This is a genomic window from Novosphingobium sp. JCM 18896, assembly GCF_025938095.1.
In the GTDB taxonomy this organism is placed as follows: domain Bacteria; phylum Pseudomonadota; class Alphaproteobacteria; order Sphingomonadales; family Sphingomonadaceae; genus Novosphingobium.
In genome coordinates this window covers 1-25,119 of the sequence record NZ_JAPCZF010000002.1, presented here as the reverse complement: position 1 = coordinate 25,119, position 25,119 = coordinate 1, and the positions used below count along the sequence as shown (strand labels likewise).

Genomic DNA, 25,119 nt, shown 5'->3' with positions numbered 1-25,119 from the left:
CTGTTTCCTCCCTGATGATGCCTCTTGAGGGGCGTTAATACTCTATCGATTTGGTAGGGAAATACAGTTTCGCTTTAGGCGGGCGAGGCAGAGCTATTCGTATCGGCCAAGGGTTCGGCGCGGCGGATGCGCGGCAGCAGCAGGTGGATCCAGCCGAGCGCGAGAAGATAGGACACCGACGCGAAGAGGAACAGCGGCCCGTAGCCGAGCCCGGCGGTGAGCACGACACCGGCGATCTTGGCGATGGCCATGCCGCCGAGGTTGCCGCAGAACGCGCCGAAGGCGGTAACGCGGCCGACCTTGGCCTGCGGCGTGACGTCGGAGATGACCGCGAACAGCGTGGTCGAGAAGCCCTGATGCCCGGCCAGTGCCAAGGCCAGGATGGCCGTCGCGAGCCAGACCTCCTGCGCGTGCAGCGCCAGCGGCACGGGGACGACGACCAGCGCCGAGGCCAGCATGGCCCCCTTGCGCACGCGGTTGAGCGGCATGCCGCGCACCAGCAGCCGCGTTGCCAGGCTGCCGGCAATGATCGAGCCGATCGCCGCGCCGGTATAGGCCACGGCCAGTGGCGGGCCGAGTGCGGTGCCCGAAAGTCCGAACTGGCGGTTGAAGAAGTCGGGCATCCAGAACAGCATCAGCCACCAGGTCGAATCCGACAGCACCTTGGCCACGGCGATCGCCCAGGTGCGGCGGTCGCGGACGATCGGGCCGTAGTCGGGCGCCACGTCTTCCTGCCCCTCGGACACGGTGCGCGTTACCACTGACGTATCGAAGCGCAGCCCGCGCGTCGCGATCAGCCACAGCGCCGCCCAGACCACGCCGAGCAGGCCGGCAATGACGAAGGCCGCGCGCCAGCCATAGAGCGCGGCGAGCAGCGGGATCGCCAGCGGTGTCAGGATCGCGCCGATCGAACCGACCGCGTTCGACAGGCCGAAGGCGGTCGAGCGCAGGTGCGGCGGGAAGATCGTCGCGATCGTCTTGACCCCGCTCGGCGTGCCCATCGCCTCGGTCGCGCCCAGTGCCGCGCGGACGAGGATGAACTGCCCCATCGTCCAGGCCCAGGCATGGGCGATCGCGGCAAGGCTCCAGGTGACGACACCAAGTGGGTTCGCCCATTTCACGCCCAGCCGGTCGACGATCCAGCCGGTGAACAGGAAGGCGAAAGCGGCGGCGCCCTGGAACCAGGCGGCAAGCGTGCCGTAGTCGTTGTCGCTCCAGCCGAGGTCGGCGGCGATCACCGGCTTGAGCACGGCGATGATCTGGCGATCGACGAGGTTGAGGATGGAGGCGGTCAGCGCCAGCGCGAAAAGCAGCCAGCGGCGGCGGGGAGACAGGTTCACGCGCCCAGACCCTTCACGCAAAAGTGACCTGCCGGCCGTTCTGCACCAGCGGGATCGCATTGCGCCGCAATTGCCGCGTGCCCGGATTGAGCATCACCTCGGGCGTGTATTGCGCCAGGTAGACGCGGCGCGGCCGGTCGGTGCGATTGGCGCCGGTGGCGTGGAGCGTGCGGCTGGAAAAGGCGACCACGCTGCCCGCGGGGACTTCGAGTGCGACGGCGTGGCTCTCGTCGACCTTGAGTGCCAGATCGTTGGTGCCGGCCTTGCGCTCGTGCGACAGTACGCCGCCGCGGTGGGTGCCGGGGACGACGCGGACCGTGCCGTTGTCGAGCGTCGCATCGTCGAGCGGGCACCAGCAGGTCAGGTAAGGGGCGTGGTCGGTAGGGCCGCCGTTGCCGACGACGTAGCCCGAATCCTGATGCCACGAGAACGGCATGCCGCCCTCGGGGCCTTTGACGACATATTGGTCGAAGAAAAAGTAGGCGGTGTCGCCCAAGGTCGCGCGGCAGATCTCGGCCATCGTCTCGCTGAACAGCATGTGCCGCAGCCGCGGTTCCTCGCGCTGGCATTCGTTGGCGAAGTAGCGTTTGCCGCGATGGGTGATGCCCAGGGTGTCTACGCCCGCCGCGTCCATCCGCGCATCCTCGCGCGCGACGAAATCGTCGCAGCAGGCGCGCAACAGGTCGAGCAGTTCGCCCGAAAGGACGCTCTCGAACACAGTGTAGCCCAGTTCGTCGAACTGGCGGCTTTGGCTCGCGAAGCCCATGTCTTGTCCCTCGATCGGCATGGCTGCCGGCAAGAGAGCTTCCTGACGGGAATGTCAACTATACTAGTTGAGTATTATGTTCCCGCTTCCGTCTCCCAATGACGATAGTGCACGCAACGTGGCGCGGAGGAAAGCGGGCGATTGCGGACTAGCCCAGCGGCCCGTGATCGAGCCGTGGCAGGACGTGGCGGGCGAACAGATCGGCCTCGGCCGCGTGCGGATAGCCCGAGAGAATGAAGGCCTCGATGCCCTCGGCGCGATAGGCCTGAAGCTTGGCCAGGACCTGGTCGGGATCGCCGACGATCGCCGCACCGCAGCCCGAGCGGGCGCGGCCGATGCCGGTCCACAGGTTGTCCTCGACGAAGCCGTCGCCGCCCGCCGCCTCGCGCAGTTGCGCCTGACGCGCGACCCCTGCCGACTGGCTGTCGAGCGACCGCGCACGGATCGCGCGGCCGATCTCGTCGTCCAGCTTTGACAGCAGGCGATCGGCTGCGAGGCGCGCCTCTTCCTCGGTCTCGCGCACGACGACGTGGACGCGATAGCCGAAGCGCAGCGTGCGGTCCTGACGCGTGGCGCGAGCGCGCATGTCGGCGATGATTTCGCGCACCGCGGGCAGCGTGTCGGGCCACATCAAGTAGACGTCGGCGCCCTTGGCCGCGGCCTCGCGCGCGTCTTCGGAAAGTCCGCCGAAGTAGAACTGCGGGCTGCGACCCGAGACCGTGCTCAGTCGCGGCGGATCGAGCTTGAGCTTCCAGAACTCGCCCTGGTGATCGAGCGAGCGCCCGTCGAGCAGTTCGCGCAGGATATGCATGGCCTCGACCGTTCGCGCATAGCGCGGGCCGCTCGCCAGGGTCTCGCCGGGCATCTCGCTCGAGATGATGTTGATCGCCAGGCGGCCTCCCAGCATCTGGTCGATCGTCGCGATCTGACGTGCGAGCTGCGGCGGCCAGCTTTCGCCGACGCGCACGGCCATCAGCAGGCGAATGCGCTTGACCCAGGTGGCGATCGCCGCGGCGAAGGCCGTAGTGTCGATGCCCAGGGCATAGCCCGAAGGAAGCAGCACGTTGTCGAAGCCAGCGCTGTCGGCCTGCAGCACGATGTCGCGGCAATGCTCCCAGCTCGACTGGAGCATGGCATCGGGCTGGCCGAGGAATTCGTAGTCGTCGTCGCAGAGCGCCGAAAACCACGAGACCTCGCAGGGCGGAAGCGCCGTCACGGCAGGCGTTCGCCGGTCGAAGCCTGGAGCACCTCGTACCATTCGGCGCGGGTCCATTCGACTTCGAAGGCCGCAGCGGCTTCCTTGATCCGCGCGGGCTGCTGGCTGCCGACGATCGGGATCGGGCGCGCCGGGTGCGCCATGACCCAGGCATAGGCCGCGGCCGCCGGGGTGACGCCGCTGGCCTCGGCCTTGGCCTCGATCAGGCTGGTGACCGTTCCGGCCTGGCTGATCCGCCCGCCGCCGAGCGTCGACCAGGCGAGCACCGAGGTGCCCAGCGCCATCGCTTGGTCGAGCACGCCGTCCCAGACGGGACCGCTGAACCAGGGCGAGAATTCGGGCTGCACCGAGGCGAGCGGGAACGGCAGGTGGGTCTGCAGCGCGGCGACCTGCGCGGCGGTGAAGTTTGACACGCCGACCGCGCGGACCTTGCCGCTCTCGACCATGCGCGCGAGCGTCTTCGCCAGATTCTCGGGATGGGTGAGGATGTCGGGCCGGTGGACCTGCCAGAGGTCGACATGATCGAGCCGCATGCGGCGCAGCGAGGCGTCGAGTGCGGCCTCGAGATAGGCGGCGCTGGAATCATAGGGCACGCCCGGAATGATCCCGCCCTTGGTGGCGATCACCATCTGCTTGCCGAGACCCGGCGCCTCGGCCAGGACCTCGCCGAACAGCTCCTCGGCCGAGCCGAAGCCGGGGCCGTCGACGCCGTAGATGTCGGCGGTGTCGAACAGGGTGATGCCGATCTCGAGCGCGGCCTCGATGCGCGCACGCGCGGTCGCGACATCGACGCCGGCGAAGCGCCACATGCCCCAGGCGATGGGCGAAACGGAAATCCCGCTCTTGCCGAGCGGCACGGGTTCGGGTGTAGGGGCGGTCATACCCCACCTATTGGCACAGGGCTCATGGCACAGACAATCCGCTATGGCATCCTCGGCACCGGCATGATGGGCTGCGAGCACATCCGCAACATCAAGCTGATCCCGGACGCAGAGATCACCGCGATCGCCGATCCGGTCGAGACTTCGCTCGGCTGGGCCCAAGAGTCGCTCGGCGATGCGAAGCCGGCGCGCTTCCGCAATGCCGAGGAACTGGCCGAGAAGGGCGAGATCGACGCGGTCGTCGTCGCCTCGCCCAATTTCACGCACCGCACGGTGCTCGAACCGCTGTTCGATGCCGGCGTGGCGATCCTCTGCGAAAAGCCGCTGGCGACGACGGTCGCCGACGCGCGCTGGATGGTCGAGCGCGCCGAAGCCGGCGCCAAGAGAAATGGGGCGCCGTTCTGGACCGGCATGGAATACCGCTACATGCCGCCGATGGCGCGTTTCGTCGAACAGGTTCATGGGGGTCGCGTGGGCCGGCTGCAGATGCTCTCGATCCGCGAGCATCGCTTCCCCTTCCTCGAAAAGGTTGGCGACTGGAACCGCTTCTCGCGCAACACCGGCGGGACGATGGTAGAGAAGTGCTGCCATTTCTTCGACCTGATGCGGCTGATCGTGCGCAGCGAGGCGGTGCGCGTGTTCTGCTCGGGCGCAATGGACGTGAACCACGTCGACGAGCGCTACGACGGGCAGAAGCCCGACATCATCGACAACTCCTATACCGTGGTCGACTTCGCCGACGGCACCCGTGCGCTGCTCGATCTCTGCATGTTCGCCGACGGTGCCGAGCACCAGGAGGAGGTTTCGGCTACGGGCGACAAGGCGCGGCTCGACGTGCTGATCCCGCCGGGCGAGCTGGTTTTCAGCCCGCGCGTCGGTTTTCGCGCCGACAAGAAGGTTGTGCGCGAGATGGTCGAGGTTGACGAGGCGGCGATGTCGGCGGGTTCGCACCACGGCGCGACCTTCCACCAGCACGAGGCTTTCGCCCGCGCGGTCCGCGGCGAGGGCCCGGTCGAGGTCACTGCGCGCGACGGCCTGATGGCGGTGGCGATCGGTGCTGCCGCCGAGATCAGCGCGCGCGAGAAGCGCGTGATCGAGATGCGCGAACTGCTCGGCTGAGGTCTTTGGCACGGCGCTGCCGGCGGAGGGCTCGCAACGTTTTGTTACAGGGGGTTGCCGCAGCAGCAATCCGGGGCGGGGTACCGCGAAACATACAGCCCGAAAACGGGCTTTTCGCAGGAGTATGCCGTATGAAAATCGCCTTGCCGCTGCTTGGGCTCGTGGCGGCCCTGGCCGCGTCGCCGGCCATTGCGAGCCCCGAAGCCGCGCACCGGACTTCCGTGGTCCATAATGGCCAGGCCGTTGCAATCACCTACGAGCCGCAGGTCGAGACCAAGCTGCGCCAGATTGGCCTGGGGTCGCGTTCCTTCCCGCCTGCATGTGGACCAGCAAGCTCTTGGTCCAGCGTACCGCGATCGCGCCCGATGGCCGTCCGATCGCGGCGCTGTCGCGCGTGATCCCGGGGGACAAAACGCGGTCCGGCCAGCGCGCCGGTCATTGCAACAACCTGTCCGAGCGCGAAAAGGCGCGCCTGGCTGGACCGGTCGAGGCGATGCGCGCACGCGTGATCGCCGCCGCCGAGCGTGACGGGCATGGTCTGCGCACCGAACTGGCCAGCCTGGAGGCGCTCCGCGAAGGGCATTCGCACGCGCGCTGATTGGGACGAGGCGCTGGCAACACTTTGCAACATAGTGGAGCGGATCGGGAAATCGCTGGGCAATACGAATTTGGCCATTCCGCGCTTCGCTGGCGCGTTTGAGGAATCCTGCTGCGATGTTCCGATCCTTACCCGCCTTGTGCATCGCTCTCGCCTTCGCCGCCCCTCAGGCGGCGGGGGCCTACGAGCAATTGCCCCGGCAACTTGCGAGCCTTTCTCCCGCGGACTTCGCGCGCGAGATCGACGTCGTCGACGATCCGCTCGAACCCGCGGTCGTCCTGTCGACGCACCAGGGCTATGCCCGTGGTCGCGCGATCAAGGGCGCCCATGCCAACAACGTTCACCTGCGCGCGTTGGTCGATCGCGCCAGCGGCCGGGTGACCTGGCAGGTCTGGCACGAACTGATCAGCGTGCGCGGACACAAGCAGGTGACCGCGGTGCACTTCCTCGCCGACGGCGGTCTGCGCCAGATCGCACCTTTCGCCGTCGATCACTGGCTCGATCAGTGCCCCGCGACCGACGCGGTGGGCTCGTGCAACCAGTTCACCCGCATCGGTTTCGAGCTGACCGAGGACATGGTGCGCGAGATCGCCGCCGCCTATGCGGCCGGTTCGCGCGAACCCTGGCGCCTGCGCTTCAAGGTAGAGACTGGCCGCGACGTTACCGGCGGGCTCGCCCCGGCGGAAGCCGCTGGCCTGCTCCAGGCCGTCGAGGCCTGGCGCGGCGGTCCGCAAGCGCGAACAGCCGCAAGGTAGATTGCAGCCAGGGCCGGCAAGGCCTATCTGGCGTCAGAAGCGAGTTAGCCATTATCTGATGACTGCCCCCTCCATCGTCCTGGTCGAGGACGACCCGCCCTTGCGTAACCTCACAGCCCGCGCGCTCCGCGAGCACGGGTATACCGTGCGCGCCGTCGCCACCGGTGCCGAGATGTGGGTGGTGATCGAGAACGAGCCGGTGGACCTGCTCGTTCTCGACATCATGCTGCCCGGAACGAACGGCGTCGACCTGCTGCGCCGGCTGCGCCAGACCAGCGACGTGCCGGTGATCTTCGTCAGCGCCCGCGGGGCCGAGGAAGATCGCGTGGTCGGGCTCGAGCTGGGCGCCGACGACTATCTGGCCAAGCCCTTCTCGACGCGCGAGCTGATCGCCCGCATCGGCGCCGTCCTGCGCCGCCGCGGCGGGGAAGTGATCGCCGGCAAGCCTTCGTCGAGCAACGAGCTGAGCTTCGAGGGCTGGCGCCTGTCGCCGGCGCGGCGCGAACTGCGCTCGCCCGGCGGCGCGATCGTCGACCTGACCGGCGCCGAGTTCGACCTGCTCAGCGTGTTCCTCGGCCAGCCGCAACGCGTGATCGGCCGCGAGCGGCTGATCGAGCTGTCACGCACGCGCCTGGCCGACAGCTCCGACCGCAGCGTCGACGTGCTGGTCAGCCGCCTGCGCCGCAAGCTGTCGACCACCGAGCAGCCCGCGCCGATCAAGACCGTGCGCGGCGTCGGCTATATCTTCGCGGCCGAGGTCAGCCGACTTTGAGGATCTGGCAGCGCGTCGGCCTGGGCGGGCGCCTGCTGGCGATCGTCGTGGTCGTCGTACTGATCGACTTCTTCGTCAACTCGGTGCTGTTCGAGCGCGCGCGCCTGTTCATGCTGCGCGAGGACGAGACGGCCTGGATGGCCGAGCACGTCGTCATCGCGCATCGCGTGCTCGATCGCACGCCGATCGACGAGCGCAAGCTCGTCGCGGGCGAGCTCAGCACCGAGCGCTTCGTCATCCGGTGGTCGCGCTATCGTCCGCCGGCCGCGAACGCCATCGAGCTGTCGACCCTGCATCGGCAGATGCTTTCGGCCGAACCCGACCTGCGCGGCGCCGACCTGCACCTGCGGCTGATGCCGCTGTCGCACGGTGGCAATATCGGCGGATCGTCGACCTTGCAGGACGGCTCGATGATGAACTTCCGCTTCCATGGCCAGGCGCCGTGGTCGCTGAATTTCGGTCGTTTCGTCGGCATGGCGCTGCCCTCGGCGCTGCTCCTGGTACTGGCCTGGTTGCTGTTCCGATTGATGCTGCGGCCACTGCGCGCTTTGGTGAAGGCGACGTCGGAAGTCGGTGCGGCCAATCCCCAGCCGCTGGCCGAGAGCGGCGAGGGCGAGGTGCTCCACCTGATTCGCGCCTTCAACGCGATGCAGGAACGCATCCACCAGCTGCTGGCTAGCGGTTCGCAGACGCTGCTGGCGATCGGTCACGACCTGCGCACCCCGCTGGCGCGGCTGCAATTGCGCATCGAAGAGGCGCAGATCAGCGATCAGCTGCGCTACGAGATCGGTCAGGACATCGACGAGATGCGCGACCTGCTCCAGTCGCTGCAGACCTATGTCGAATCGGGGCGCGATGGCGGCCCGCTCGAGCGGATCGACATCGCCGTCACCGCCCAAACGCTGGTCGACAATGCCCAGGATCGCGGGGCCGAGGCGGGTTACGACGGGCCCGATCACCTCGAGGTGCTGGCGCGGCCGGTGGCGATCCGTCGCGCGCTGTCGAACCTCGTCGAAAACGCGCTGGCCTATGCCGGCAGCGTGCAGGTTAGCCTGGCCCAGCAGGGCGGCGAACTGGTGATCTCGGTCGAGGACGATGGTCCGGGAATCCCGGAGGCGCGGATGCAGGAAGTGTTGCGCCCCTTCATCCGCCTCGACGATGCGCGCTCGCGCAATACGGCGGGGATGGGGTTGGGCTTGCCGATCGTCGACCGGCTGGTCGCGGCCGAGGGCGGGACGCTCCATCTCGCCAACAAACCGACCGGCGGTCTCAAGGTGACGATCCGGCTCCCGCTTGCGGCCGGCTGACCGCTCATGCCGCAGTGCAACATTTCCTTACAAAGCATACCAACTCAGGAAAAGCCGACTCTCTAGCTTGTGACGATCCGCGGCCCCTGTGCCGCGATTTTGTTTGAATAAGCGAGAGGTAACAACCGTGAACGAGCTGATCGGCCGGGTCTTCAGTTTCGAGAAGACCATCTTCCCCGATAGCGGCGAGCTGTTCGCCAAGCTGTCGACCCAGGGCCAGTCGCCCAAGGCGCTGATGATTTCCTGCGCGGATTCGCGCATCGTCCCCGAGCAGATTCTCCAGGCGCAGCCGGGTGAACTGTTCGTCTGTCGCAACGCCGGCAACATCGTCCCGCCCTTCGCGACGATGAACGGCGGCGTCTCCTCGACCGTCGAATATGCCGTCATGGCGCTCGGCGTGCGCGACATCATCGTTTGCGGGCACTCGGGCTGCGGCGCGATGGCCGCGGTTGCCGATCCCACGGGCCTCGAGGCCATGCCCAACGTCGCCGCCTGGCTGCGCCATTCAACCGCGGCGCAGAAGGTCGTCGACGATGGCTATCCCGAGCTCGAAGGCACCGATCGCATCCGCGCGGTGACCTTCGAGAACGTGGTGGCCCAGCTCAACCACCTGCGCACGCACCCGTCGGTCGCCTCGGGCATCGCCCGCGGCGAGATCTCGCTGCACGGCTGGTACGTCGACATTCACGCGGGCCAGGTGCTGGGCCTCGATGGCGAGACCGGCCAGTTCGTGCCGCTGCGCGAAGATACCCCGCTGCCCGTCGCGCTGCCCGCGCAGCGTCGCGTCTGGGCCCAGGCGGAAGCGGCCGAATGACGACGGCCGCCGCCGGCCGGACCGGTCCCTTCGCCCATTTCGCCAGTGACTTCACGGCGTCGATCGTCGTGTTCCTGGTGGCCATGCCGCTGTGCATGGGCATCGCCGTCGCTTCGGGCGTTCCGCCCGAAATGGGCCTGGTAACGGGTATCATCGGTGGCATCATCGTCGGCTTCTTCGCCGGCTCCCCCCTGCAGGTCAGCGGCCCGGCCGCTGGCCTCGCGGTCATCGTCTTCGAATTCGTGCGCGAGCACGGCATCGCGGCGCTCGGCCCGATGCTCGTCGTGGCGGGCGCGATCCAGCTCGTGGCCGGCATGCTCAAGATGGGCGGCCTGTTCCGCTCGATCTCGCCGGCCGTGGTCCACGGCATGCTCGCGGGCATCGGCGCGCTGATCGTCATCGGCCAGTTCCACACCTTGTTCGACGCCAAGCCGATGTCGAGCGGTCTCGAGAACCTGGCGGCCATGCCCGGCCGCGTGCTCGGCCTGTCGCTCGACGTGCAGGCGACCGAACTGGCGCTGGCCATCGGCCTGCTGACGATCGTCGTCATGCTCGGCTGGGAAAAGCTGCGTCCGGCCTCGATGAAGCTGGTTCCCGGCGCCTTGCTGGGCGTCATGGCCGCGACCTTGGTCGCTTTCGGCCTCGGCCTCGACGTCGCGCGCGTCACCGTTCCCGAATCAATCGGCGCAGCGTTCAGCGTTCCCGCCGATGGCTTCTTCGGTCCGCTGACCACGCCTGCGATCCTGATCGCCGCGGTCGCCGTGGCCTTCATCGCCAGCGCTGAGACCTTGCTTTCGGCCGCTGCGGTCGATCGCATGCACGACGGCGTGCGCACCGATTACAACAAGGAACTGCGCGCCCAGGGCATCGGCAACTTCCTCTGCGGCGTGCTCGGTGGCCTGCCGATGACCGGCGTCATCGTCCGCTCGTCGGCCAACGTCCAGGCCGGCGCGCAGACGCGCCTGTCGACGATCCTGCACGGCGCCTGGATCCTCGGTTTCGTCGCGCTGCTGCCCTGGCTGCTGCGCGAGATCCCGATGGCCGCGCTCGGCGGTGTCCTGGTCGTCACCGGCTGGCGGCTGGTCAGCCTCGACCACGTCAAGCACCTGCTCCAGGTCCATGGCCGTCTGCCGGCAATGATCTGGGCGGTGACCTTCGTGCTCGTCGTCGCGACCGACCTGCTGACCGGCGTCCTCGTCGGCCTGGCGCTGTCGCTGATCGAACTGCTGCCGTTCTACCGCAACCTCAAGCTCAAGGTGGCGCAGAAGGACCACGAGGACGTCACCCACGTCGAGCTCGGCGGTGCGGCGACCTTCCTCAGCTTGACGCGGCTGAACTCGGTGCTCGAGGCGCTGCCCGACAACCGCTCGGTCAAGCTCGACCTCGATGGCCTGCACGGCATGGATCACACCACCGCGCAGACGCTCAGCGAGTGGCTCGGCCGGCGCAAGAAGCGCGGCGTGCCGGTCGAAGTGACCGGGCCGTCGGAGATCATGCGACCACTTGCCCTGGCGCATTGATCCAGGCTCCCGCGGCTGTTTCGTCCGTGAGGCCACTGGAACTGTGCAAGGGATCGTGATTTGATGCTGCCGTCCCCCGTCAGCGAAAGTCACGGTCCCTTGTCCCATTATCTCAACGCCTTTCCGATCACCGAACGCTGGCCGGCCCAGCATCCGGATCGGCTCCAGCTCTATTCGCTGCCGACGCCCAACGGCGTGAAGGTGTCGATCATGCTCGAAGAGATCGGGCTGCCCTACGAGGTCCACAAGATCGACTTCGGCCAGGGTGATCAGCGCAGCGACGCCTTCCTCAGCCTCAATCCCAACGGCAAGATCCCGGCGATCCTCGATCCCGACGGACCGGGCGGCCGCCCGCTGCCGCTATTCGAGAGCGGCGCGATCCTCCATTACCTGGTCGAGAAGACGGGCAAGCTGATGCCCGCCGATCCCGCCGAGCGCTGGCACGTCAGCCAGTGGGTCTACTTCCAGGTCGGTGGCCTGGGGCCGATGTTCGGCCAACTCGGCTTCTTCAACAAGTTCGACGGCCGCAACTGGGAGGACAAGCGTCCGCTCCAGCGCTATGTCGACGAGAGCAAGCGGCTGCTCGGCGTGATGGATAAGCACCTGACGGGGCGCGAGTGGTTCGTCGCGGATGAATTCTCGATCGCCGACGTGTCGATGCTCGGCTGGGTGCGCAACCTGATCGGCTTCTATGAGGCCGGCGATCTCGTCGGCTTCGACAGCTTCGCCGCGGTCAAGGCCTGGCTCGAACGCGGCCTCGCCCGGCCGGCGGTGCAGCGCGGGCTGACGATTCCGTAGCTCCTTGGTTCCTCCTCTTGCAGGGGAGGAGCTGTCCCTTACCTCAACCCCGACATCGCCTGGCGGTAGAGCAGTACCGTCAGGCCCGCGAACAGCACGACACCTCCGCCGAGCGCAAACGGTGTGAAGTGCGCGCCGACCAAGGTCAGCGGGCTGTCGCTGCCGGACCCGGCGACGATGCCGGCGAAGGCGACGCCCCAGAGGCTGTCGCCGACGATCATGCCCGTCGCGGTCAGCACGCCGATGCGCTTGGCCAGTTCGGGGTCGCCGCGGCGGTCGGCCCACTTGTCGTAGAACCAGCCGATCACCGCGCCGATCACCACGGGCAGGATCACCGCCATCGGCAGGTAGATGCCGATGCCCACGGCCAGCGGCGGCAGGCGGACCAGGCCGAGCTTGCCGAGAATCTCGTCGAGCGCGACGAAGCCAAGCCCGGCCAGGGCGCCCCAGCCGAGCATCGGCCAGTTGAGATCGCCGCCGAGCACGCCTTTGGCCAGCGCCGAGATCAGCCCGGCCTGCGGGGCGGACAAGGCGTTCGGGCCCGCGCCCGGTGCACCGGCGAAGCCGAAGGCGGTGTTGAGCAGGTCGAGTACCGGCGGGATGATCAGGCTGCCGAAGACCAAGCCGATCACCAGCGCGACCTGCTGCTTCCACGGCGTCGCGCCGACGAGCTGGCCGGTCTTGAGGTCCTGCAGGTTGTCGTTGGCGATCGTCGCGACGCCGAAGACCACACCGGTGACGATCAGCGCATAGGCGATCAGCGCCTGGGTGGTGTCGGCGTCGTTGTCACGCCCGAACAGCCCGGCCAGCATCAGCGAGGCGGCGAGCACGGCGAGGATGCCGATCGCCGAAACCGGCGAATTCGACGAGCCGATCAGCCCGGCCATGTAGCCGCAGACCGCGGCGACGAGCAGGCCGACCACGAGCACGAAGACCAGGGCCCCGGCGAGCAATAGCCCCGTCGCGCCGGCCAGCGGCCCGCCGGCGAGCACGCTCCACAGCAGCCAGGCGATCGGCAGCATCATGGCCACGGCACCGCCGATGACCACGCCGATCGGCATGTCGCGTTCCTCGAGCGCCAGCACCTCGCCGCCGTGGCGCGCGCGGCTGGCGGCAAAGGCCGAGCCGATGCCGCGGACCACCGGGCCGGCGATGCGGATCAGCGCCCAGATCGCGGCAACGCCGATCACGCCGGCGCCGAAGAAGCGCACGTCGGCGCGGAACACCGTGTTGGCCCAGACCTCGACCTCGCCGCCCATGGGCTGACTGGCGGTCAGGATCGGCAGTAGCACCCACCAGCCGGTCACCAGGCCGACGAGCTGCGCGAGACCGACCGAGATGCCGACGAGATGGCCGACGCCGAGCAGCGCGAACGAAAGCCCGCCGGCGATCCCGGTCGCGCCGGCGCCGGCGCGGAACCAGGTCGCCGCCTCGGCCGCGACGAGCTTGGTCTGGGTCAGGATCGCGAAGCCGGCCGAGACGAGGCTCGACCAGACCAGCGCGCGCAGGCCCTTGGCGCTTTCCTCGGCGCCGGCGCGGCTGTCGGAACCGACCTGGAGCACCTCGGCGGCGGCGCGGCCTTCGGGATAGGGCAGGTCCGAATCGATCACGAGCGCGCGGCGCAAGGGCACCGAGAAGAACACGCCGAGCGCACCGCCGAGCGCGGTGATCGCGGCCGTGGTGATATAGGGGAAGCCCTGCCACCAGCCGATCATGATCAGGCCGGGCAGGACGAAGATGATCGAGGCGATCGTCCCCGCCGCGCTGGCGATGGTCTGGACGATGTTGTTTTCGAGGATGTTCGAGCCGGGCAGGTAGCGCAGCACCGCCATCGAGATCACCGCGGCGGGGATCGAGGTGGCGAAGGTCAGGCCGACCTTGAGCCCCAGGTAGACGTTGGCGGCGGTGAACAGCAGCGTGATCACGCCGCCGAGCACGATGCCGCGCAGGGTCAGTTCCGCGAGCGGCTTGGATGCGTCGCTGGCCATATATTCGAATGCTCCCGTATGCCCGCCGGCGCTGTATGACGGAGGTGTCATACAAGGCTTCCGCCGGCGGGCATACGGGGTGTTTTACAGCAGCTTGAGGTGCCTGAGGTCGGCCACGTACTTCGCGATAAGCGCGGACGAGACCGGCGGGATCTCGTAACCCGCAGCCTTGGTCGCCGATTGGAAGCGATCGGCGGGCAGCATCGACTTGTTGGTCGCGCGCTGCGGCTGGCGATAGGGATCGAGGATCGCCAGCATCGATTCCGCGCGCTGCTCCTCGGGCAGCAGGCGCATCGCCGTCTCGAAGCGCGAAAGCCAGTCGTCGTAGCCGTCGATCCGCTCGATCGTGCAACCCTCGGCGATCATCCAGTCGACGAAATCGTCGAGCGAGACGCCGTCGTCGTGCTGGCCCGACAGGTTGTAGCTGCGAAAGCCGGACAGGTCCTGCGCGTCGATCGCGGTCAGCGATTCTGCGAGGAAGTCCACCGAGAGACCGTCGTAGCGTGCGCGGGGGCGGCCGTTCGACAGGTCCTGCGCATAGAAGGTCGCGGGCGCGATGCCCGTGGCGGCCAGGCTGAACAGCAGGCGGGTGAACATGTCGGGCACGTTGATCTGGCCGGCATAACGGCTGTGCGCGAGGATCATGCCCGGGCGGAAGACCGAAACGGGCAGGCCGGTCAGGTCGTGCGCCTCGCGCAGCAGCACTTCGCTGGCCCACTTGCTGATGCCGTAGCCGTTGGCATAGCCGTCATCGAGGCCACAGCGCGGCATCAGTTCGCGGATGTCGCCGTCCTCGTCGACGATCCGCGTCGCCACCGAATTGACCCCCAGGGTCGAGACGTAGTGAAAGCGCTTGAGCTTGCCGGTGATCGCCAGGCGGATCAGTTCGGCCGTGCCGGTGACGTTGGCGGCGAAGAGCTGGTTGTAGGGCAGAACGTGGTTCACGTGCGCGCCGGGGTGGACGATCAGGTCCACGCTCTGCGCGAGCCGATCCCAGGTCGCCTCGTCGAGGCCGAGCCCCGGCAGGCCGAGATCGCCGGGCAGGACTTCGAGATGCTTCTCCGCGAGCGCGCGGAAATGGGCGAGGAGCTGCGGATCGCTCTCGATCGCCGCCTCGACGCGGGCACGAGCTTGCGCGGCATCGGCGCCGCGCGCGAGCAGCAGCAGCTTGCCACCGGTCTCAGCCAGGCGTTCGAGCCAAGCGAGCGCCTGGAAGCGGCCGAGGAAGCCAGTCGCGCCGGTCATCAGCACGGTGCGGATCGGGCCGTCGACCGCGGGAAGGGCGGCCGCCTTGGCGAGGATGTCTGCATCGATGAACTTGTCTAGCGTCAGGTCCGAAGCCTTTGCCTCGCCGCTGTCGGCCTGGTGGACCGTGGCGAAGCTGGGGCGCTTGCCGCCGGCGCCGCGCGCGGTCTCGACGTAGTCGGCGAGGCCCCGGATATCGCCAGCCGGGTTGATGATGACGCCGACCGGAACCTCGATGCCGAAGATCTCTTCGAGCAGGGTCGAGAACGACAGCGCCGCGAGTGAATCCCCGCCGAGGTCGATGAAGCGCAGGTTCGGCTGCACGTCGGAAGCGCCGAGGCCGAGCGTCGCCTGGACCGCCTCGATCACGGTGTCGAGCACCGGCCGCTCGGCCCCGCCGCCGCGCAGGCGGCGCAAGGTGTCGAACTGGTCCTGCGCGAGCTGCGCATACATCGCCTCGAGGCTCTCGCCGTAGCGGTCCTTGAGTTTGGGGCGCTGGTGCTTGCCGATCTCGGAGAGCAGCCCGTTCTTGAGGCTGAACGGATCGGCCTCGATGATGAAGTCGCGCGGGATTTCCCAGCCGTTGAGCTGATCGTGCTCGGCCACCTCGTTGAGCGCGCGGCGCAGCGCGGACTTCACCTTTTCGGTGCCGCCGTCCTCGCCGAGCTGCGCGACCAGTTCCTCGTTGGGCACGATCACCGCAAGCAGGAAGGCGCGCTCGCTGGTGCCATAGACGTAGATTTGGCGGATCGCGGCGTGGTGCGCATAGGCCGCCTCGAGCTTCTGGATCGCGACGAATTCACCCTGCGAGAGCTTGATGACGTTGTTGCAGCGATCGACGAAGACGAGGTGGTCGGGGCCCAGTTCGGCCATGACGTCGCCGGTGCGGTAATAGCCGTTCTCGAACTTCTCGGCGGTCAGGTCCGCGCGCTTGTAGTAACCGCCCATGAAGCGTTCGGACTTCACCAACAGCTCGCCGCGCGGATAGGGCTTGTCGGTGGAGAAATAGCCGAGCTCTGGCACATCGGCGAGCTTGTAGTCGATGACCGGCGGGCGCTGGATCTTCCAGTCGACCAGCACCGTGCCGCCGGCGATCTCGGTCGAGGAATAGCCGATCGGCATGTGCAGATCGAGCATGTCCTCCATGAACACGTAGGTCTCGGGCGCGAGCGAGGCCGAGCCGCAACCCACCGAGAGCAGGCGCCCGCCGAGGATGGTCTCGCGCATCTCGCGCTTGATCGCTTCGGCTGCGCTCGCCTCGTCCTCGCCCGCGGCGACGCGCAGGTCGAGTTCGCCGAGATAGCGATGATGGAACAGCTCGCAGACGCGGGGAACGATCGAGGCCATCGTCGGCCGCGCCAGCGAGAAGTCCTCGAACATGGTCGAGAGATCGGCCTTGGGTGCGCAGTAGGACGTGCCGCCATTGGCCAGGGCCATCAGCAGGTAGCCGTTGCCGACGAGGTGGGCCATCGGCATGAAGCTCAGGGTGATCGACGGGATGTCGTGATCGTGCAGCCAGGTGCCGATCACCAGGCTCTGCGTGAAGATCGCACCCTTGGGCGTGCCGGTCGAGCCCGAGGTGTAGAACAGCCAGGCCAGCGGATCCTCGCCCTCGCCGGGCAGGTAGAGCGGCGGCGTCTCGAGCTTGCTGCCGCGCGCGATCACCTCGTCGAAGGTGTCGACGACGATCGGGCAGCCGGCATCGGACAGCGTCATCCTGGCGGCGGCGAGGCGTTCGCGCTGGTCGTCGTCGCGCAGGTCGTAGTCGAACACGACGAGGCGGTCGGGCACGGCGGTGTTCAGTGTCTGGCCGAGCAGCACGGCTTCGGCCGCGGCTTCGACATAGTCGATCGAAGTGGCGAGGATGCGCGGCTCGGTCTCGGCGATGATCGCCTGGTGCTGTGCGGGCGGGGCGCTCGTCTGCAAGGGCACGTTGACCGCGCCGAGCGAGATGTCGGCGAGCAGGATCGTCGCATAGGCCGGGCTGGTGAAGCCGAGGATGCAGACGAAATCCCCGGCCTTCAGCGGCGCCTGTGCGTCATGGTGCCAGGTGCTGGCGGCGGCGCGGGCGCGGCCCCATAGTTCGCGGTAGGTGATCGTGTCGAAGCGCGGCAACAGGCGCAAGGTGGCACGGCCGGTCGCCGGATCGTTGACCAGTTCGCGCGCGCGCTGGCCGAGCGCGGGGCGATCGGCATAGCCTTCCATCACGGCCTCGACGACTTCGGCGAGCCGAACGTTCGGGCGGCGTTTGGCCGCCTTGACCGAATCGAGCTGCTTCGAGGCCGCGAACTGCGGGTCGTCAGCCCAGAGCTGCTCGAGCCGCTGCGCCTTGCGCTGCTCGGGGGTGTCTCCGAAAACCTCGCTCGGCCTGTCGATCGTCGCCATGTCTCTCTCCCGTTCGGCTTGGTCGCCGCGCTTCTGTTTGCGAATCGCACTATGAAGCGTGCTGACGACCAATTCAACCAAACGGTTGGTTGTATTTTGCTGGCGCGGTTTGACCTGATCGGAAACGGCCGCGTGCGCTTCGGGGAGAGGAAGGTGGGGACACGCCGAATGCCGCGAGCTAGGCACTCGCGGCATTCGGTTTCGTTCGGGGACGAAGCCCAGTCGAAATCGAGGCTCAGTCGAAATCGAAGCTGACGTGCGGGATGTCGCCCTCGATAGCGCCGTGCGGTGTCCGGTAGTCGGTCACCGTGACACCGAGATCGCGGCCGATGTCGAGCGTTTCGCCGTTGCCCGCGGCGAGCAGCATGGAGGTCGGGATCTGCAGCTTGGCGAGTTCGGTGCCGTCCGCGCTCAGCGTCACCATGGCCGGGCCGGCCATTTTCTCGACCGCGAAGCGCAGGGTCAGCTTGCTCACGCCTTGGGGCAGGGCCTTGTCGGCGATCACGCGGCTGATCTCCTTGGGATCGGTCGAGCGCGCGGCGACGAAGGCTGGGCGGCCCTGGTCGAGGTAGAGGCTCCAGCCGCCGAACTTGCTGCCATAGGCCGTCACGGCGCCCGAGGCGGTGGGGCTGGCCAGATTGAGGTCGGCGGTCAAGGTGAACGACCGGACGATCGGGGTCGGCTCGGCATTGCTCGGGATCGAGACGTCCTTGCCCCAGAAATCGAAATGCTTGCGGCCGCTGCCGCGCATCGCCGCCGCGCCGCGCGCCATGGCGAAGCGATGGTCGAGCGGGAACACATTGTTGCGCTTGGCCTCCTGTTGCCACAGCGCGAGCATCGCCTGGAGCCGCGCGGGCTCCTTCGCGGCGAGATCGGTCGACTGCGAGAAGTCCTTGCTCAGGTCGTAGAGCGACCACTGGATATTCGGTCGTGCGCCACCGGGCGGCAGGTTTTCCCAGGCCAGGCGGCCATCGTCGCCCGACAAGAACCAGCCGTCGTGGTAGAGACCGATCTTGCCGCCGATCTCGAAATACTGCGTACGCGGCTTGGCGCCGTCGCAGGCGGCCAGGCTGGGCAGCAGGCTGCGCCCGTCCATCGGTTTCTGCCGGGCGCCGAGCACCATGTCCGGCGCCGGCAGATGCGCGGCTTCGAGCAGGGTCGGCGCCATGTCGTTGAGGTGGGCGAACTGGCTGCACACCGCGCCGGGACGCGCGACGTGGCCCTGCCACGATAGGATCATGCCGTTGCGGATGCCGCCGAGCATCGAGGCATATTGCTTGGTCCAGCGCAGCGGCGTGTTCATCGCCCAGGTCCAGCCGGCGGGGTAGCTCTCGTAGGTGTCGGGCCCGCCAAGCTTGTCGGTGTTGGCCTGCATCCAGGCCTCGTCCTCGTCATGCCGGCCCATGCCGCGGAGCTCGTTGATCGTCCCTTTGGGCCCGGCCTCGGCGCTGGCGCCATTGTCGCCGAGCACCATGGCGACGAGCGTCTTGTCGAGTTCGCCCATGCGTTCGAGTTCGGCGATCACCCGGCCGATCTGCTCGTCCTGATAGACCAGCTGGGCCGCGGCGACTTCCATGGTGCGCGCGGCGAAGGCTTTTTGGCCTGGTGTCAGGCTGTCCCAGGCCGGCACCTCGGCGGGACGAGCCGTGAGCTTGGTGCCGCGCGGTACGATCCCGGCGGCGAGCTGGCGGCGGAAGGTCTCCTCGCGCACGACGTCCCAGCCTTTGTCAAACTTGCCCTTGAAGCGCGCGATATATTCGGGGGGTGCCTGATGCGGCGCATGGGTCGATCCCGGCGCAAGATAGATCAGGAAGGGCTTGTCGGGGGCGCCAGCCTTCTGGTTGTGCACCCAGCGGATGATATCGTCCGACAGCCGCGCATCGAGCAAGCGGCCTTCGCCGGGATCGGGCTCGACGCGCTGCGTGTCGCGATAGAGGATCGGCGAATACTGGTCGCTGTCGCCATAGGGAAAGCCGAAGAAGTATTCGAAGCCCAGGCCGGTCGGCCAGGTATCGAAGGGGCCGGCGGCGCTGCGTTCGCCCGATGGCACGTTGTGGTGCTTGCCGAACATCGCCGTGTTGTAGCCGTTGAGCCGCAGGACCTGAGCGATCGTCGCGGTCTCGGGCGAGATGCGGCCGGTGTAGCCGGGGAAGGGGGCGGGTACGTCGGAAAGCCAGCCGACGCCGGCGGCATGGTGGTTGCGCCCGGTCAGCAGCGCCGCGCGGCTCGGCGAACAGATGCCCGTGGTGTGGAAGCGGTTGTAGCGCTGGCCCTGCGCCGCCAGTCGATCGAAGTTCGGTGTCGGCACCGGCCCGCCAAAGGCGCTCGACATGGCGAAGCCGACGTCGTCGCTCATCATCAGGAAGACGTTGGGTGCGCCTTGCGGTGCGCGGATCGGAGTCTCGGGCGCGCCTTTGGCGTCGGCGATGTTTTCCGCGATCGTCCCGGTGAAAGGCGCTGCGGGCACGGGCAGGACGCTGCGGTCCGTGTTCTGCGCGCTGGCCGGGGCCGCAGCCGCCGATGCCAGGGTCGTGGCCGCCAATAGGAATCCGATCCGCCGCTTCATCGCTCTACCTCTCTCGGTTTGAAGCCGAGCAGATAGGAGGTGCACAAAAATGCTGTCCAATGCATATCAATGACTATTTCCATGCACTATGGGAATGATCATGGATCTGACCCGCCTGCGTCACATCGTCGCCGTCGCGCGCAATCGCAGCTTCTCGCGCGCGGCCGAGGAGGAGGGGATTACCCAGCCAGCGCTCAGCCGATCGATCGCGGCCTTCGAGCAGCGCCATGGCGTGGTCCTGTTCGACCGCGGCCGCGGCGGCGCGCATCCGACCGCAGCGGGCCTCGCCGTCATCGAGCGCGCCCAGGCGCTGCTCGCCGCGGCGGGCGATCTCGAGCGTAGCCTCCGACGCTATCCGGGCGGCGAGGTGGTGCGGGTCGCGTTCGGCCTCGGCCCGCTGCTGACCGCCTTGATGCTCCCGCGGCTGGCGGGCTCGCTGCTCGACACCTATCCGGGGATCCAGATCAAGACACTGGTGGGCACTTCGGATCAGCTCGTGTCCGAACTCCTCGGGGATCGCATCGAGATGATCCTCGGCAACAACTGGAACCTGGGGCGCGTTGCGGGCACCACGATCGAGCGGCTGGGCACGCTGAGAGTGGCGGTCATGGCGCGCGGCAACCATCCGCTGGCGCAGGCCGGGCGTATCGACGCTTCGGCGATCGAGGCCTTTCCGATCGCGAGCGCCGTCGAATTGCCGAGCGGCGGGATCAGCGGCCAAGCCGGCGGCTTCGTCTGCGGCAACTTCCACGTCCTGCGCGAGACCGTGTTGCGCAGCGACTGCGTCTGGATATCCTCGCCGGCTTTCGTTGCCGAGGATCTACGCGCCGGACGCATGGCAATGCTCGACGTGGCCGACATCGCGCCGACCGACAGCGAGATATGCCTGGTGCTCAAGCGCGGGCGTACGCGTTCGCCAGCGGCGATCGCGGTCGCCGGCGAAGTTCGAGCAATGCTGGAGGACATGGCAGCGGCCACCTGATTCGAATTCGCCAATTCGAATCATCTTTCACTCGGTGATTCGAAGCCTGGCGGCGGATTTGGGCGTGGGAATAATGCAACAGTCCGCTGCCCATTCGTTCTCCCGCGCCAAAAAAAGCGATCACCCCCGTCAAGAACTGTGTTCGCATGGCGGCAGTCGGCCAGCGTGGCGCGCGCTGTCGTCACAGTGCGAATATCCCCGCGAGCGCTTGCCGCGGCGATATTGGCGGAGATCGGCAGAAAAGCTCGCATGAGAGATCAGCGGTAGTCGATCACTCGTGCCACGAGAGCGATGCTCATGATCGCCATCGATCGTGGGAACGCGGTTCTCCAGTCTTGCCTGTCAATGCAAAGGATCCGTGGCAATTCTTAATGTCGTGGCAGGTTCCTCGCGGCGATTCCGAGGCGCTTGGTTAACGAGATTGTTAACCAGTGCCGACCAACCAGACCCCCGTTTCCGATGAAGCAAACGACAAACGGGGGTATCTGTGAAGGCTTTTCATCTTCTTCTGACCATCGCGCCGATCGCGCTTGCCACGCCCGCCTGGGCCGACACGGCAGCCGAGACCGCCGAGCAATCCGCCTCGGCACAGGAGGCGCCGGCTTCGGCGCAACCGCAGCGCGAGGTGTTCAGCACCGGTGTCGCCAAGGGCCGCGACATTCTCGATTCCGCCATCTCGACCAGCTCGATCCGCGAAAGCCAGGTTCAGAAGCTCGGCGCTCGCTCGCTGTTCGAGATCTTCCACAACATCGCCGGCGTCCGTTCCGAGCTGTCGAATGGTGAAGTGAACAACAACGTCACCGTTCGCGGCCTGCCGATGGCCTCGACCGGTGCCAAGTTCTTGCAGGTTCAGGAAGACGGTCTGCCCGTCGTGGAATTCGGTGACATGCTGACCGGCGGCGCCGACATGTTCATCCGCGCCGACCTCAACCTCGCGGCGATCGAAGCGATCCGCGGCGGTTCGGCCTCGACCTTCGCCTCGAACTCGCCGGCGGGCATCATCAACCTGATGTCGAAGACCGGCGATGTCGAAGGCGGCTCGCTGATGCTGTCGTCGGGCATCGACTACGAGGAATACCGCGCCGACTTCGACTATGGCGCCAAGATCAGCGACACCCTGCGTTTCCACGTCGGCGGCTACTACCGCCAGGGCGAAGGCCCGCGCAAGGTCGGCTACGACGCGGTCAAGGGTGGCCAGTTCAAGTTCAACATCACCAAGGAATTCACCGGCGGCCACATCCGGCTCTACGGCAAGTTCCTCGACGACAGCACGCCGGTCTATCTGCCCGCGCCGATGTCGCTGACGGGAACCAACGACAGCCCGAAGTATGCGGCGCTGCCCGGCTTCGACAACAACCACGACACGCTGCTGTCGCGCTATCACACCAGCAACCTGACGCTCGATGGCGGTAACAACGTCGTCACCAACGATCTGCGCGAAGGGGCACATTCGAAGGTCAAGTCGGTCGGTGTCGAGGCGCAGTTCGACATCGCCGGTTGGACGGTGACCGACCGCTTCCGCTACTCGCAGATCTCGGGCCGCTACAGCGGCGTCTATCCGGCCATCAGCGGATCTCTCGCGACGGTCGCAGCCACATTCGGCGGTCCCGGCGCGACGCTGCGTTACGCCAGCGGCCCGAGCAAGGGGCAGCTCGTTCCGGCCAACGCCAACGGCAACGGTCTGGTCGCGGCGCTGATGACCAGCGACATCACGCTCAACAGCTTCGACAACATCACCAACGACTTCCGCGCCAGCAAGGTGTGGAATCTTGGCGGCGGTGAACTGACCACGACCGCCGGCTTCTACAAGTCGCGCCAGTCGGTCGACAACTTCTCGACTGCCAACTCGAAGCTTTCGGACATCGTCGGCGGCGGTAACGCGGCGCTGGTCGACATCACCACGGCCACCGGCGTGCCGCTCAGCGAGAACGGCTACTACACCTATGACGGCACGTTCTTCGGCGTCTATCAGCGCCGTGCGCTCAACGTCGACTACGACACCAACGCCGCCTTCGGCTCGCTGAACTTCAAGACTGGTCCGCTCGCGATCGGCGGCAGCCTGCGCTACGACTTCGGCGGTGCCAACGGTTACGTCCAGAGCTACAAGCTTTCGAACAACCCGGGCTCGTTCACCAAGGACATGAACGGCAACGGCGTGATTTCGGCGCCCGAGCGGAAGGTCGGCTTCCTCGAACTCGGCAATCCCTCGCCGGTCGACTACACCTACAACTATCTGTCCTACTCGGTTGGCGTGAACTATCGCGTCGCGGAGCCCTTCGCGGTCTTTGCCCGCTACAGCCGCGGCGCTCGCGTCAACTCGGATCGTCTGCTGTTCAGCTCCGCGATCAACGCCAACAGCGGCAGCCTGGCCAACCGCGAGGCGCTGATCGACTACGTCAAGCAGGCCGAGGCCGGCTTCAAGTACCGCACGGCGAACTTCAGCCTCAACGGTACCGCCTTCCTCGCCAACACGCTCGAGCACAACAGCTACTTCGGCCCGACGATCGACCGCAAGTACAAGGCCTATGGTCTCGAGCTCGAGAGCAGCTTCCGTGCGGGCATCTTCAGCCTGACCGCGGGCGCGACCTATACCAAGGCCGAGATCACCAACGACAAACTCGACCCGACCGTGATCGGCAACAAGCCGGTGGGTTCGCCTTCGCTGTTCGGTTACGTCACGCCGGAGATCTCGACCGATCTGTTCAGCATCGGCGCGAACTTCTACGGCATCTCGAGCCGCTATGCGTCCGACTCCAACCTGCTCAAGATGCCGGGCTACGTGCTGGTCAATCCTTTCGTCCAGGTTCGCCCGGTCAAGGATCTGACGGTGTCGCTCAACGTCAACAACCTGTTCGACGCCAAGGGCATCACCACGGTTTCGACCGCGACGATCCCGGCCAATGGCATCGGCACGGGCACGGTGATCAACGGCCGCACCGTCTCGGCGTCGGTCCGCTTCGACTTCTGATCCCTGACTAGGGGAACATCGATCCGGTCCCGCGACGACCGGATGGGTTCTTCGCGGCGCCCGCGATCTCGATCGAGATCGCGGGCGTTCGCGCGCCGGTGGCAGGCTGCAAAGTATTCGGAACGGATTGACGTTGACTGTTTTGTCAGTAGACCAGGTAACTCCAAAATGGAGATAATTAGCATGGTCGAAGATAGCGCCGACAACAGTCTTCTCGAATTCGCGACCGAACTGACGATTGCCTGGCTCGCCAATCCGAACACCCGCGCTTCGGCCGACGAAGTTCCCGCCTTCCTTCGGACCATGCACGAAGCCGTGACGGGCCTTGCCGCTGGCGCTGCCACGTCGGAAGAGGCCGAGGCTTCTCCTGAATTCACGCCTGCGGTTTCGGTGCGGCGTTCGCTGGCCTCGAAGGATCATCTGATCTCGATGATCGACGGCAAGCCCTACAAGACGCTCAAGCGTCACTTGTCGACGCACGGTCTGACGCCGGCGCAGTATCGCGAACGCTATGGCCTCAAGGCCGACTATCCGATGGTGGCCGAGAACTATGCGGCGATGCGCCGTGGTCTCGCCAAGAAGATCGGGCTGGGGCGCAAGCCCGGTGCGAAGGTCGCGGCGCGGGCGAGCGACGTTTCGGGCGAGGCTGCACCCAAGCGTCGCGGTCCGCGCGCCAAGAGCGCCGACTGACCGATTGGAAATCACCTCGATCGTGCGGGCCCCGTTTCGGGGCCCGTTCTTTTTTGGCCCTGGGCGCGGAGATGGCGGGAATTCGTTCGGTGGTGAGGCACCTCCTGCCGAATCCGGCTCGAATCGTGGAATGCGGGTTTGCGGAAGCTCACCTTGTCCGGCCCGGTCCGAACGGAGAAAATGATCGGGCCGGGTGGCCGATCGACCCAAAACCCCCGGCACCGGGCGGTTCGGGCGACTGTCACAGAGATTGCGCGGGGCTGTAATAAAATTTCGAAAATTGTTCTTGACCGACTCGGACCCCCTCCATATATGCCGCTTCACCGGACGGGACGCTGCCTCTAGCGAGACGCGAAACGCTCGGTCGCCACCATCGACGGACAGCAAGTCCCCCGAAGTAAAAAGCGGG

18 protein-coding genes are annotated in these 25,119 nt (G+C 66.9%); 11 read left to right on the top strand and 7 right to left on the bottom strand.

The features are described from left to right. Positions 1 to 74: 74 nt before the first annotated feature. From OLX23_RS05965 to OLX23_RS05950, 4 genes are all read right to left on the bottom strand, one after another. Positions 75 to 1,340, bottom strand: coding sequence for an MFS transporter (locus OLX23_RS05965; protein WP_264443770.1), 1,266 nt, complete (start codon positions 1,338 to 1,340; stop codon positions 75 to 77). A 13-nt stretch (positions 1,341 to 1,353) separates the two neighbouring features. Further along, a complete protein-coding gene (locus tag OLX23_RS05960) occupies positions 1,354 to 2,139 on the bottom strand; it encodes a phytanoyl-CoA dioxygenase family protein (protein WP_264443769.1) in 786 nt (261 codons plus the stop codon). Positions 2,140 to 2,254: 115 nt separating this feature from the next. Next, the gene (locus OLX23_RS05955) at positions 2,255 to 3,322 is read right to left on the bottom strand and encodes an LLM class flavin-dependent oxidoreductase (RefSeq protein WP_264443768.1); all 1,068 of its coding nucleotides are present in this window, start codon (positions 3,320 to 3,322) and stop codon (positions 2,255 to 2,257) included. Continuing rightward, positions 3,319 to 4,203, bottom strand: coding sequence for an aldo/keto reductase (locus OLX23_RS05950; protein ID WP_264443767.1), 885 nt, complete (start codon positions 4,201 to 4,203; stop codon positions 3,319 to 3,321). The genes OLX23_RS05955 and OLX23_RS05950 overlap by 4 nt, the downstream gene beginning before the upstream one ends. 24 nt (positions 4,204 to 4,227) lie before the next feature. Here OLX23_RS05950 and OLX23_RS05945 point away from each other — a divergent pair, with 24 nt between their 5' ends. The 8 genes from OLX23_RS05945 (at position 4,228) to OLX23_RS05910 (ending at position 11,886) form a co-directional block, all read left to right on the top strand. Then, positions 4,228 to 5,322, top strand: a complete 1,095-nt coding sequence (locus OLX23_RS05945) for a Gfo/Idh/MocA family protein (protein WP_264443765.1) — start codon at positions 4,228 to 4,230, stop codon at positions 5,320 to 5,322. 337 nt (positions 5,323 to 5,659) lie between these two features. After that, a complete protein-coding gene (locus OLX23_RS05940; protein WP_264443764.1) occupies positions 5,660 to 5,920 on the top strand; it encodes a hypothetical protein in 261 nt (86 codons plus the stop codon). A 116-nt stretch (positions 5,921 to 6,036) separates the two neighbouring features. Continuing rightward, a complete protein-coding gene (locus OLX23_RS05935; protein ID WP_264443763.1) occupies positions 6,037 to 6,675 on the top strand; it encodes a hypothetical protein in 639 nt (212 codons plus the stop codon). A 58-nt stretch (positions 6,676 to 6,733) separates the two neighbouring features. After that, entirely contained in the window at positions 6,734 to 7,447 is a 714-nt protein-coding gene (locus OLX23_RS05930; protein ID WP_264443762.1) for a response regulator, read from the top strand. Further along, complete coding sequence (locus OLX23_RS05925; protein WP_264443761.1) at positions 7,444 to 8,754, top strand: ATP-binding protein; 1,311 nt, start codon at positions 7,444 to 7,446, stop codon at positions 8,752 to 8,754. The genes OLX23_RS05930 and OLX23_RS05925 overlap by 4 nt, the downstream gene beginning before the upstream one ends. 127 nt (positions 8,755 to 8,881) lie before the next feature. Then, positions 8,882 to 9,568 carry a carbonic anhydrase gene (locus OLX23_RS05920; protein ID WP_264443760.1) on the top strand — a complete coding sequence of 229 codons (687 nt, stop codon included), beginning with the start codon at positions 8,882 to 8,884 and terminating at the stop codon, positions 9,566 to 9,568. After that, on the top strand, positions 9,565 to 11,088 hold the full coding sequence (locus tag OLX23_RS05915; protein WP_264443759.1) for a SulP family inorganic anion transporter: 1,524 nt from the start codon (positions 9,565 to 9,567) through the stop codon (positions 11,086 to 11,088). Before OLX23_RS05920 ends, OLX23_RS05915 begins: the two co-directional genes overlap by 4 nt. Before the next feature lie 63 nt (positions 11,089 to 11,151). Continuing rightward, entirely contained in the window at positions 11,152 to 11,886 is a 735-nt protein-coding gene (locus OLX23_RS05910) for a glutathione S-transferase family protein (protein ID WP_264443758.1), read from the top strand. A gap of 38 nt (positions 11,887 to 11,924) precedes the next feature. Here the strand turns inward: OLX23_RS05910 and OLX23_RS05905 are convergent, their stop codons facing one another. The 3 genes from OLX23_RS05905 to OLX23_RS05895 all read right to left on the bottom strand — a co-directional run bounded on the left by OLX23_RS05905 (position 11,925) and on the right by OLX23_RS05895 (position 20,070). Further along, complete coding sequence (locus OLX23_RS05905) at positions 11,925 to 13,874, bottom strand: OPT family oligopeptide transporter (RefSeq protein WP_264443757.1); 1,950 nt, start codon at positions 13,872 to 13,874, stop codon at positions 11,925 to 11,927. An 84-nt stretch (positions 13,875 to 13,958) separates the two neighbouring features. Then, positions 13,959 to 17,504, bottom strand: coding sequence for a carboxylic acid reductase (gene car / locus OLX23_RS05900; protein ID WP_264443756.1), 3,546 nt, complete (start codon positions 17,502 to 17,504; stop codon positions 13,959 to 13,961). A 235-nt stretch (positions 17,505 to 17,739) separates the two neighbouring features. Beyond that, positions 17,740 to 20,070 (bottom strand): arylsulfatase, encoded by a 2,331-nt coding sequence (locus tag OLX23_RS05895; RefSeq protein WP_264443754.1) that lies wholly within the window; start codon positions 20,068 to 20,070, stop codon positions 17,740 to 17,742. 100 nt (positions 20,071 to 20,170) lie between these two features. Here OLX23_RS05895 and OLX23_RS05890 point away from each other — a divergent pair, with 100 nt between their 5' ends. From OLX23_RS05890 to OLX23_RS05880, 3 genes are all read left to right on the top strand, one after another. After that, positions 20,171 to 21,052, top strand: coding sequence for a LysR family transcriptional regulator (locus tag OLX23_RS05890; protein WP_264443753.1), 882 nt, complete (start codon positions 20,171 to 20,173; stop codon positions 21,050 to 21,052). A gap of 487 nt (positions 21,053 to 21,539) precedes the next feature. Then, positions 21,540 to 24,020, top strand: coding sequence for a TonB-dependent receptor domain-containing protein (locus OLX23_RS05885; protein WP_264443752.1), 2,481 nt, complete (start codon positions 21,540 to 21,542; stop codon positions 24,018 to 24,020). Between the two features lie 183 nt (positions 24,021 to 24,203). Further along, a complete protein-coding gene (locus OLX23_RS05880; protein ID WP_264443750.1) occupies positions 24,204 to 24,710 on the top strand; it encodes a MucR family transcriptional regulator in 507 nt (168 codons plus the stop codon). The last annotated feature ends 409 nt before the right edge of the window (positions 24,711 to 25,119 follow it).